Genomic DNA, 10,118 nt, shown 5'->3' on the forward strand with positions numbered 1-10,118 from the left:
GCCCTTGGTTACTTGGGGCTTTTCCAAGTGACTCGCCGTAAGGGCGAAACCATAGGTGGCCGTTACCGCAGGAATGGATATGTACGCCTGAAAGACAATCAGCGCCAGGAGTGGACGACCGATTCAGCGCAGGCTAAAAAGTAACTCAGCGGGGCACGGCCCCAATAATCCAGTAAAAAAGGAGTTTTGAACGTGACTGAAGAGACACAAACAAAAGGACCCGCCTCGTACTTCCCTTCAATCGAAAAAAAGTACGGGCACCCGGTCACCCACTGGCTTGACCTGCTCAAGACCGTCAGCACCAAGAAGCACATGGAAATGGTCGCCTGGCTCAAAACCGAGCACGGCTTGGGTCATGGCCACGCCAACGCGCTGGTTGCCTATTACCTGGCCAGCGCGAAAAACCAGTGACAGGGCCTGGATCGGGCGCCCCTCACGCCAACTTGATCCCACCCCCCTGAATCTCATCCCGCGCAATCCGCAAATCGATGGCGTCCTGGTTGAGCCGATGAATCAGGTTGAGCAAGCGTTGGCGCAACACTTCGTCCTTGAGCTGTTCAGCGGCGCGCATCACGTCCAGCGCCGCGCTTTCATTGTTGGCGGCGACGGAGTCGAGCAGTTTGCGCAGGCTTCTTGATGGCCGATTCATGGGTCGTTCCCTGAGTTTTGGTTGAGGCGGATCATAGGCGCGCATTGTTGCGGCCATGTTGCAGCCACAAAAGGTTTGAACGGCTTTTCAACAGGGTTGCGATGGCATGGGCTAATCTGCCTTCACGCTCGACAGACGCCACCGTCCCTCATCAGCTCAAGGCATCGGCAATATGATCATTTCGTCCGCATCCGATTATCGCGAGGCAGCGCGTCGCAAGCTCCCGCGTTTTTTGTTCGACTACATAGATGGCGGAGCCTATGCCGAGCATACGCTGAGGGCCAACAGCGCCGACTTGACGCAGGTCAGTCTGCGCCAGCGCATCCTCAAGAACGTCGAAGCCTTGAGCCTGCAAACCACCCTGTTTGATCAACGCTTGTCGATGCCCGTCGTGTTGGCGCCGGTAGGCCTGACGGGCATGTTCGCCCGCCGCGGTGAGGTGCAGGCGGTCAAGGCCGCCGAAAACAAGGGTATCCCGCTGTGCCTGTCCACCGTGTCGGTGTGCTCGATCGAAGAAGTCTGCGCCAATACCCAGCAACCCATCTGGTTTCAGCTGTATGTGCTCAAGGACCGGGGCTTCATGAAAAACGCCCTGGAACGCGCCAAGGCCGCCGGCGTGCAGAACCTGGTGTTCACGGTGGATATGCCCACCCCCGGCGCCCGCTACCGCGATGCCCATTCGGGCATGTCCGGTCCCTATGCATCGACGCGGCGCATGTTGCAGGCCATCACCAGACCCGACTGGGCCTTAAACGTCGGCCTGCTGGGCCGTCCCCATGACCTGGGCAATGTCTCGAAGTATCTCGGCAAGGCCGTTACCCTCGAAGACTACATCGGCTGGCTGGCCAACAACTTCGACCCCTCGATCAGCTGGAGCGACCTGGAGTGGATTCGCGATTTCTGGAAGGGCCCGATGATCATCAAGGGTATTCTCGACCCCGAGGACGCCAGGGATGCGGTCAGTTTTGGCGCCGACGGCATTGTCGTCTCCAACCACGGCGGCCGCCAGCTGGACGGCGTGCTCTCCACGGCCCAGGCCTTGCCGCCGATCATGCAAGCGGTCGGCAATGACCTCAAGGTGCTGGTCGATTCGGGGATCCGCTCGGGACTGGACGTGGTGCGCATGTTGGCCCTGGGAGCGAAAGGCGTGCTCCTGGGACGCTCCATGGCCTATGCACTGGCGGCCGATGGTCAACGCGGGGTGGAAAACATGCTGGATATTTTCGCCAAGGAAATGCGCGTGGCCATGACCTTGACCGGGGTCACCTCTATCGATCAGATCAACGAATCGATTCTGGTGCGTCATCCGCTCAGGTAATTGACCACCAACATTAATGACTGCCAGGAACCGTTCCATGCGCATCGCCTTGCTATCCGATATCCACTTGTCCGTCGATGCCCTGCCTTTCCCGGCTGTGGACGCCGATATCCTGGTCCTGGCCGGCGACATTTCCCGACCGGCCGCGGCCATCGAGTGGGCCAGCGCATGCCCGATACCGGTGCTGTACGTGGCGGGCAATCACGAGTTCTATGGCGGTGACCTGATCTCGACCTACGAGCAGTTGCACAGGTTGTCGCAAGGCACACCGATCCGCGTGCTGGAACGCACATCCCACATTCACGACGGCGTGCGGTTCCTCGGTTGTACCCTGTGGTCCGACTATCGCCTGTTTGATCAGGCAGAAGAGCGGGCGCAGGGGATCGACATGGCCACCCGGCTCATTCGCGACTTCAGCCGCATCAGGGTCTCGCCGGACTTTCCAGATCTGTTCACGCCGGCCATTTCCCAGATGCTGTTCATGCAGACGGTCGCCTGGCTGGAAGACTGTTTTGCCGCCGACCCCGGCATCCCCACGGTGGTGATCTCGCATTTCGCGCCGACCCGCTTGAGCATCAGCCCGGCTTTCGCTGATTCGCCGATCAACGCGAGTTTCGTGTCAGACCTCCGGGAACGGATCGAGGCGTGGCAGCCCGCGCTCTGGCTGCATGGGCACACCCATGGCAGCTTCGATTACCGGATCGGCAAGACCCGGGTCATGTGCAACGCCCGGGGCTATGCCAAGGGGGGTGTCAATGAAAACGCTCAATTCAACGCCGCCCATGTGATTGAGCTGAATCCATGATCCCTGCCCTCATACCAAAGCGTTAACCTGCCACACCCTTGTCTGGTGGCTGGCGACAGGGTTTGCCTCTACATTGCCCGCGCCCAACGGGAACAGCCCTTCGGGCCTTGCCCAGGGCCTCAGCGCAAAAAGCGTATCGCACGGCCCTTTGCTGGATTTAGTATCTGTCATGGCCAACCAGATCGCCCCTTTCGGCAACTCCGCCAACGGACATTGACCCATGGACATCGCCCCCCGTTTCATCATTCATGAAACCGCCCACTGGATCCTCAACCACCATATGTCTTCGGCGCTGCCCGGCTACCTGGTCCTGGGCACCCGGCACAACGCCAATTCGCTGTCCGACCTCCCCGAGCAGGCCCTGGCCGAGATGGGCGTGCTGCTCGCCAGAGTCCAGAAAACCCTGCAAACGGAGTTGCAGCCCAAGTGGCTCTACATCAGCCGATTCGGCCATGATCCGCGCTTCCCCATCCATTTTCATTACATACCGGTGTATCCGTGGGTCGAAGACCTGTTCTGGCAGGATGAGCGCTACCGACTGCTGGAAAACTTCGGCGCCAGTGCCGCTGCGCATACGCTGACCGATGGCGCGGAAATGACCCTGTTCATCTGGCGTGAATTTGGCGAGAGCCCACAACCACCGGCCATTGAAGGGCCGTCGATCGACCAGGTCATCGACCGTCTGCGCACAGCCTTCAGTCCGGCGAGCCAGCGTCTGCGAGTTCAAGTCGACAGCTGACTTCGGCGATCGCGGTGCTAACATGACGGGCGTACCCGGATGCCTCATTCAGCGCATCCCCCATCAACAGCCGGCAGTCATCGCATGATCGAAGTCACCGAAGTTTCCATTGCCCAACTGCGCGCTGCGCTCGAATCCGGCCAGACCACCGCCGTTGCGCTGGTCCAGGCTTATCTGGCCAGGATCGATGCCTACGACACGCCCCAGTCGCCCACCGCGCTCAACGCGGTGGTGGTGCGCAACCCCGATGCGTTGCAAGAGGCACAGGCCAGCGATGCCCGTCGCGCCAAGGGCCAGGTGTTGGGCCCGCTCGACGGCATCCCCTATACGGCCAAGGACAGTTACCTGGTCAAGGGCCTCACTGCCGCCTCCGGCAGCCCCGCCTTCAAGGACCTGGTCGCCTATCGCGATGCCTTCACCATCGAGCGCTTGCGCGCCGGCGGTGCCATCTGCCTGGGCAAGACCAACATGCCGCCAATGGCCAACGGCGGCATGCAGCGTGGCGTCTACGGCCGCGCAGAAAGCCCGTACAACGCCGACTATCTCACCGCCCCCTTCGCCTCGGGCTCTTCGAACGGTGCAGGGACGGCCACGGCCGCCAGTTTTGCCGCCTTCGGCCTGGCTGAAGAAACCTGGTCGAGCGGTCGCGGCCCGGCGTCCAACAATGGCTTGTGTGCCTACACGCCGTCACGCGGCGTGATCTCGGTGCGCGGCAACTGGCCGTTGACGCCGACCATGGACGTGGTCGTGCCGTTCGCCAGGACCATGGCCGACCTGTTCGAAGTGCTGGACGTGGTGGTGGCCGAGGACGACGACACCCGCGGCGACCTGTGGCGCCTGCAACCCTGGGTGCCGATTCCGGCTGTCGCTGCGGTACGTCCCGCTTCTTACCAGGACCTGGCGGTCAACGCCGCGACACTGGCCGGCAAGCGCCTGGGCGTTCCGCGCATGTACATCAACGCCGATCCCGAAGCCGGTACCAGCGAGTCCCCTGGCATCGGTGGCCCGACCGGGCAGCGCATCCACACCCGGCCGTCGGTGATCGGCCTGTGGGAACAGGCACGCCAGGCCCTGCAAGCCGCCGGCGCCGAGGTCATCGAGGTGGATTTCCCCCTCGTCTCCAACTGCGAGGGCGATCGCCCCGGTGCGCCAACCGTGTTCAATCGCGGGATCGTGTCCAAGGAGTTCCTGCATCACGAATTGTGGGACCTGACAGCCTGGGCGTTCGACGACTTCCTGCAGGCCAACGGCGATCCGAAATTGAATCGCCTGGTCGATGTCGACGGGCCGCTGATTTTCCCCCACGACCCGGGCACCCTGCCCAACCGCGAGGGCGACCTTGCCGCCGGCATGGACGAGTACGTGCGCATGGCCGAGCGCGGCATTACCCCGTGGGACCAGATCCCGACGGTGCCGGACGGCCTGCGCGGCCTTGAACACACCCGCAAGATCGATCTTGAACAGTGGATGGATGGGCTGGGGCTCGATGCGGTGATTTTCCCGACGGTCGCCGACGTCGGCCCGGCCAATGCCGACGTCGATCCGGCCGCGGCGGACATCGCCTGGAGCAACGGTGTCTGGGTGGCCAACGGCAACCTCGCGATACGCCATCTGGGTGTACCGACGGTTACCGTGCCGATGGGGATAATGCCGGACATCGGCATGCCTGTGGGGCTGACCTTCGCCGGTCGCGCCTATGACGACTCGAGCCTGCTGCGCTTGGCGTCGGCGTTCGAAGCCACAGGTTCCAAGCGCTTGATCCCGCCGCGTACCCCACCGCTGGGCAAGTGATCGTGCGGGCGGGACTGGGGCGTTTCAGGCACCAGTCCCGCCACCGCCACCGACTGGTGCACCCGGGTGCACCTGGCGCTTTATAAAAGTGCAGGCAGCGGATACAGCGCCGTTCTTTGGCACCGACGTTCGATAATTTCCCCCTCACCCCAGAGCCGCACAAGACGGCGGTTTTCACCCGGTAAAGCCGTGCCCCCACCTGTGTATTGGCTTCGATCACGACCTCCAGGGCATTTCTGGCGCGTGACTTGCTAGTAACACCTCAACCCTGCAGTCAACGCTGATTGCATGCATACGACAAAGGCGCCGTGTGTCCCCCGTTTTTTTACTGACGGTGGGCCGCATGGCGCCTTTTTTGTTTCCGGCTTCGGCAACGGCCGGCAAGAGATTCGAGGGGCGAGGATGGCAAGCAAAACCGTACGCAGTGTATGTCCCTATTGTGGTGTGGGCTGCGGCATCGTCATGCAGGTCGAAAACAACCGGGTCGTCAAGGTCAGCGGCGACAAGGCCCACCCGACCAACGCCGGCAGGCTCTGCACCAAAGGCACCACCTGCGGCCAGGCCATCGCCGAGTCGGGCCGGATGGAGCATGCCTACCTGCGCCACGAACGCCGCCGCGACCCGGTGCGCATCGCCATGGACAAGGCCATCAGCGAGACGGCCAGCCGGCTGCGCGACACTCTCGATCGCCACGGCCCCGATGCATTGTCGTTCTACGTGTCCGGGCAAATGTCGTTGGAAGCCCAATACCTGATCAACAAACTGGCCAAGGGTTTTGTCGGGACCCACAACATCGAGTCCAATTCGCGCCTGTGCATGGCCAGCGCCGGCAGCGGCTACAAGCTCTCCCTCGGTTCTGACGGCCCCCCGGGTTCGTATCAGGACTTCGATCATGCCGACCTGTTTTTCGTCATCGGCGCCAACATGGCCGACTGTCACCCGATCCTGTTCCTGCGCATGATGGACCGGGTCAAGGCCGGGGCGAAGCTGATCGTGGTCGACCCACGGCGCAGCGCCACCGCGGACAAGGCTGACCTGTTCCTGCCGATCCTGCCTGGGACCGACCTGGCATTGCTCAATGGCTTGCTGCACCTGCTGGTGAAAAACGGTCACACCGACCCGGCGTTCATCGCGGCGTTCACCGAAGGCTGGGATGCCATGCCGGAATTTCTCGAGGACTATCCGCCAGCCAAGGTCGCGCACCTCACCGGCCTGCCCGAGGCGGACATTCGCCAGGCCGCACAATGGATCGGCGAGGCCGCGCAGTGGATGAGCTGCTGGACCATGGGGCTGAACCAGAGCACCCACGGCACCTGGAACACCAACGCCCTGTGTAACCTGCACCTGGCCACCGGGGCGATCTGCCGGCCCGGCAGCGGGCCGTTTTCCCTGACCGGCCAACCGAACGCCATGGGCGGTCGCGAGATGGGTTACATGGGGCCGGGCCTGCCCGGCCAGCGTTCGATGCTGGTGGAGGCGGACCGCGCATTCATCGAGGCATTGTGGGGCATCCCGCGCGACCGCCTGCCGCGCAACGCCGGTGGCGGCACCGTGGCGATGTTCGAAGACATGAGCGCAGGACGGATCAAGGCCTGCTGGATCATCTGCACCAACCCGGTGGCGTCGGGCCCCAACCGCCAGAAAGTAATCGACGGCCTGCAGGCGGCCGAACTGGTCATCACCCAGGACGCCTACCTCGACACCGAGACCAACCGTTACGCCGACATCCTCCTGCCCGGCGCGCTCTGGGCCGAGGCCGAGGGCGTGATGATCAACTCCGAGCGCAACCTGACGCTGATGCAAAAAGCCGTGGAGCCCCCGGGCGAAACGCTGCCCGACTGGCAAATTATTGCCCGGGTGGCCTGCGAGATGGGCTTCGCCGCGGCGTTCACCTACAGCACTGCCGATGAAGTGTTCGAAGAGATCAAGCGCGCCTGGAACCCCAAGACCGGTTATGACATTCGTGGCGCCAGCTACCCGCGTCTGCGCGACAAACCCATGCAATGGCCCTGCGCCAGCGATACCGCGGCGGATCGCAATCCGATTCGCTACCTCAACAATGGCCTGAGCCAGACGCTCAGGATCGATGCCGATGGCAGCCAGCCGGCGATCGTCTTTGCCACCGAGCGCGGCAAAGGCATCTTCCTCCCCCGGCCGCACATGGCACCCGCCGAAATGCCGGACGAAGCCTTTCCCTTCGTGCTCAACACCGGGCGCCTGCAGCACCAGTGGCACACCCTGACCAAGACCGGCAAGGTAGCGACCCTGAACAAGCTCAACCCGGGGCCCTTCGTCGAGATCCATCCCGAGGACGCCAGCGCCTTGGGCATCAAGGACAAGGACCCGGTCGAGGTGCGTTCGGTGCGAGGTCGGGCGGTGTTGCCAGCGGTGGTGAGCGACCGCGTGCGCCAGGGCAACTGCTTTGCACCCTTTCACTGGAACGATGTGTTCGGCGAGAACCTGGCGATCAATGCCGTGACCAACGATGCCGTCGACCCGATCTCGCAGCAGCCCGAATTCAAATTCTGTGCGGTCGCCCTGCAACGTGTCGAACTGATCGACCATCAGTTCCTGCAAACACCAGCGCCTGCCACCGTCGACTCATCCCCCTTACCAGAGGAACTCGCCATGTCGAGCATCGAGACCTTCGCCGATCTCGCGGGCATCCGTCGCCTGCCCTCCCCGCAATTGAACGACAGTGAACGCACCTACCTCGCCGGTTTCCTCAGCGGCCTGCAATCCCCGGCCGGTCGCCAGGCCGCCGGCGTGCCGGTGCTGCCGGCCAGCGCGCCCCTGGCCAACGAGACGCGGTTGTGGCTGGATGGGCTCCTGGGCGGGTTGTTCAGCCGGGTCGATGCGGGTGTAGCTGACCAGGCTGGAACCCTGTCCCCCGCCACCGCAGAAAACGCCCCCGCCGTGACCTTGCTCTGGGCATCGCAAACCGGCAATGCCGAGACCCTGGCCGAGCGTATGGCCGCGCGCCTGCGTGACGGCGGTTTCGCCGTGGAGCTGAGCGCGATGGCCGACTTCCCCGCCAGCAAGTTGGCCAGCACGCAGAACCTGGCCCTGATCAGCAGCACCTTCGGCGATGGCGATCCGCCGGACAATGGCGAAGGTTTCTGGCACACCCTGAGCACCGCCCAGACGCGTCTGGAATCGCTGCGTTTTGCCGTGCTGGCCCTGGGTGACCCGGCCTACGACAGGTTCTGCCAGCACGGCAAACAACTCGATCAGCGCCTGCAGGAACTGGGCGCCACCCGCCTGCTGGAACGGGTCGATTGCGACACCGAATTCGAAGAGCGCGCCGATACCTGGCTGGCGCAATTGCAGAAGACCCTCAAGCCTGAGGCTGTGGTCGCCGCCCCGGCGCATGACAACAGTGCCGCCGAGACACTCGGCAAAGCCAAGCCCCATGCTTCGCGGCTGCTGGCCAATCTTCACCTGAACCGCCAGAGCCCGCACAAGGAAACCCGCATGTTTGCCCTGGACCTGGCGGATTCCGGACTGGGCTATGAAGCGGGTGACGCGCTGGGCGTCCATCCGCGCAACTGCCCGGAGCTGGTCGACGAGCTGCTCGACCTGACCCGGTTGAACGCCGAGACGCCAGTGAGCGTCGATAAATACGGCGAGGTGTCGTTGCGTCAGGCGCTGACCGAACACTTCGAAATCGCCCGGCCCAGCAGCGACACCCTGGCCTTCATCGCCGAGCGCAGCGCCAACCCCGGCTTGAAACAGCTGCTGGGCAATGAGCACAAGGCTCAATTGAAAGACTGGTTGTGGGGGCGGCAACTGGCGGACGTGCTGCAGGAGTATCCGCTGGACTGCTCGGCGAGCGAGCTCCTGGGCACCTTCAAGCGCCTGCAACCGCGCCTGTATTCAATCGCTTCGAGCGCCAAGGCGCATCCACGGGAAGTCCATCTCACCGTGGCCGCGGTGCGCTACGGCAAACGCAAGGGCGTGTCCTCGACCTTCCTCGCCGACCGCGCCCAGGACGCCGAGGTACCGGTTTTCGTCCAGCCGTCGAAACACTTTCGCGTGCCGAACGACGGTGACGTGCCGATGATCATGATCGGCCCCGGCACCGGGGTCGCGCCCTTCCGCGCCTTCCTGCAGGAACGCCGGGCACGGGGCGACCAGGGCAAGAACTGGCTGTTCTTCGGTGAACAACACGCCGCCAGCGACTTCTACTACCGCGACGAACTGCAAGGCATGCAACACGATGGCCTGCTGACGCAACTGAGCCTGGCCTTTTCCCGCGACCAGGCCGAGAAAATCTACGTGCAGGACCGCATTCGCGAACAAGGCGCCGAACTCTGGCGCTGGCTGCAGGATGGCGCCCGGTTGTACATCTGTGGCGATGCCAGCTGCATGGCCAAGGATGTCGACCAGGCCTTGCGCCAGGTCGCGCAGCAGCACGGCGGACTGGACCCGCAAGGTGCGGCTGGTTACTGGCGGCAGATGAGTGAGCAGAAGCGTTATTTGCGGGATGTTTATTGAGTGGTTGGTGAGTGTCGGTGACAGCCGAGTTGCCAGCGAAGGTGGCCTTGAGCGTTGCGTTGGTTGATCCATGCCGCGTCGAAGCTTGTGGGAGATTGTTGTCTGAGTACATATCCATTGCTGCGGTAACGGCCACCTAGGGTTTCGCTCTTACAGCGACTCACTTTTTCAAACGCCGGAGTGCCGGCCCAGCAAAAAGTAAGCAAAAGGCTTTGCCCCACCACTTGGTGCCTCGCTTAGGCTCGGCATGCCGTAACGAAGGCATTGCTCCGTGGGTCGCCGCGATGGGCCCTCCCTGGCCCAGCGCGGCTAAACCGGC

General features: G+C 63.2%; 7 protein-coding genes. 6 read left to right on the plus strand and 1 reads right to left on the minus strand.

Features of this window, described 5'->3' with window-relative positions:
• Nucleotides 1-192 precede the first annotated feature (192 nt).
• On the plus strand, nt 193-411 hold the full coding sequence (locus HFK74_RS32350) for a DUF4287 domain-containing protein (protein WP_008063249.1): 219 nt from the start codon (nt 193-195) through the stop codon (nt 409-411).
• 22 nt (nt 412-433) lie between these two features.
• On the opposite strand, the gene HFK74_RS32355 is transcribed toward HFK74_RS32350, so the two are convergent.
• A complete protein-coding gene (locus HFK74_RS32355) occupies nt 434-649 on the minus strand; it encodes a hypothetical protein (RefSeq protein WP_180207137.1) in 216 nt (71 codons plus the stop codon).
• Between the two features lie 172 nt (nt 650-821).
• Between HFK74_RS32355 and lldD the strand changes: the two genes are divergently transcribed.
• The 5 genes from lldD to HFK74_RS32380 all read left to right on the plus strand — a co-directional run bounded on the left by lldD (nt 822) and on the right by HFK74_RS32380 (nt 9,799).
• Nucleotides 822-1,967 (plus strand): FMN-dependent L-lactate dehydrogenase LldD, encoded by a 1,146-nt coding sequence (gene lldD, locus HFK74_RS32360; protein WP_180207138.1) that lies wholly within the window; start codon nt 822-824, stop codon nt 1,965-1,967.
• A gap of 37 nt (nt 1,968-2,004) precedes the next feature.
• Nucleotides 2,005-2,772 (plus strand): metallophosphoesterase, encoded by a 768-nt coding sequence (locus HFK74_RS32365; RefSeq protein WP_180207139.1) that lies wholly within the window; start codon nt 2,005-2,007, stop codon nt 2,770-2,772.
• A 220-nt stretch (nt 2,773-2,992) separates the two neighbouring features.
• Nucleotides 2,993-3,511 (plus strand): HIT family protein, encoded by a 519-nt coding sequence (locus tag HFK74_RS32370; protein ID WP_180207140.1) that lies wholly within the window; start codon nt 2,993-2,995, stop codon nt 3,509-3,511.
• 84 nt (nt 3,512-3,595) lie between these two features.
• Nucleotides 3,596-5,302 (plus strand): amidase, encoded by a 1,707-nt coding sequence (locus HFK74_RS32375; protein WP_180207141.1) that lies wholly within the window; start codon nt 3,596-3,598, stop codon nt 5,300-5,302.
• Between the two features lie 402 nt (nt 5,303-5,704).
• Complete coding sequence (locus tag HFK74_RS32380) at nt 5,705-9,799, plus strand: bifunctional nitrate reductase/sulfite reductase flavoprotein subunit alpha (RefSeq protein WP_180207142.1); 4,095 nt, start codon at nt 5,705-5,707, stop codon at nt 9,797-9,799.
• Nucleotides 9,800-10,118 lie beyond the last annotated feature (319 nt).

The organism is Pseudomonas sp. SbOxS1 (genome assembly GCF_013416725.1).
GTDB lineage: Bacteria > Pseudomonadota > Gammaproteobacteria > Pseudomonadales > Pseudomonadaceae > Aquipseudomonas.

Coding starts and splice junctions, on each gene's coding strand:
- HFK74_RS32355 (WP_180207137.1), bottom strand. CDS start 649: ATGAATCGGCCATCAAGAAGCCTGCGCAAACTGCTCGACTCCGTCGCC.
- HFK74_RS32375 (WP_180207141.1), top strand. CDS start 3,596: ATGATCGAAGTCACCGAAGTTTCCATTGCCCAACTGCGCGCTGCGCTC.
- HFK74_RS32380 (WP_180207142.1), top strand. CDS start 5,705: ATGGCAAGCAAAACCGTACGCAGTGTATGTCCCTATTGTGGTGTGGGC.
- HFK74_RS32365 (WP_180207139.1), top strand. CDS start 2,005: ATGCGCATCGCCTTGCTATCCGATATCCACTTGTCCGTCGATGCCCTG.
- lldD (WP_180207138.1), top strand. CDS start 822: ATGATCATTTCGTCCGCATCCGATTATCGCGAGGCAGCGCGTCGCAAG.
- HFK74_RS32370 (WP_180207140.1), top strand. CDS start 2,993: ATGGACATCGCCCCCCGTTTCATCATTCATGAAACCGCCCACTGGATC.